Origin of the sequence: Amycolatopsis vastitatis (assembly GCF_002234595.1) — a bacterium.
Taxonomy (GTDB): Bacteria; Actinomycetota; Actinomycetes; order Mycobacteriales; family Pseudonocardiaceae; genus Amycolatopsis; species Amycolatopsis vastitatis.
The window spans coordinates 1-936 of sequence record NZ_NMUL01000128.1 but is presented as its reverse complement, the minus strand read 5'-3'; the positions used below and the strand labels follow the sequence as shown (position 1 = coordinate 936).

Below are 936 nucleotides of genomic sequence, written 5' to 3'. Positions count from 1 at the left end.
TCCCGTGCTGCCAGTGATCTTCATTCATGGTCTGATCGGCTCCTTCGCCGACCCACGTGCCCTCGCGCCGCTCCACCCGGCCCCTACCCTCTGCCCCGACCTGCACGGCTATGGGGCCGATGCCCGGGCCGAGCCCGGCACCATCACCATCGATACGCAAGTGGAACACCTGCGTGCGGCCATTGACCAGGCGCTGCCGGGCGGTCGCGTAAGTCTGGTCGGGCATTCGGTCGGCGGCGTGATCGCCGCCGCGTTCGCCCACCGGTTCCCGGAGCGGACCGCATCGCTGGTCAGCGTCGAGGGCAACTTCAGTCTCGCGGACGCTTTCTGGTCGCAGCAGCTGGCAGCCAAGACAGCCGCCGAGGTGGAGCAGATCGTGCAAGCCGACCGTGCCGATCCCGGGCGGTGGCTGCGTGCCGGAGGCATCGAGCCGACCAGGGAGCACCTCCGCTCTGCGACCCAAGATTTGGCCTACCAGCCCGCTTCGACCATCCACGCCATGGCTCGTACTGTCGTCGAGTACACCGCTGGACCTGCCTACCAGCAGCTGCTGCGGGACGTGTTCGAGCGCGTCCCGGTCCATCTGGTCGCCGGGGCCCGCTCACGCGCGGGATGGGACGTGCCTGCGTGGGCTCTGTCCGCCGCAGCCAGCTACACCGAGCTTCCCCGCACGGGCCATATGGTGATGCTGGAAGCGCCTGAGGAGTTCGGCGCACTCCTCGCTGGGCTCCTCGCCCCGGCGTCGGCAGGCCAGGTCAGCACTCCAGAGTGACTGCTGGGGCACCTGGCTGCTTCGGACTGCCCGTCAAAGGAACTGCGCCCAACTGGTAAGAGCGAGTGGTGGATTGCCTACGATCCCTGGTGAAGACGAGTGAAGGCCGTTCCTCTCTCTACGATCGAAGATCAACCGAGGAATGGTTCGGACGCTGGTGCCGC

Annotated in this window: 1 protein-coding gene; it reads left to right on the top strand. The window is 67.4% G+C overall.

Annotation, left to right across the window (positions count from 1 at the left end):
- A partial coding sequence (locus CF165_RS49730; RefSeq protein ID WP_205661260.1) for an alpha/beta fold hydrolase occupies window positions 1-772 on the top strand: 772 nt, incomplete at its 5' end.
- Window positions 773-936: the final 164 nt, after the last annotated feature.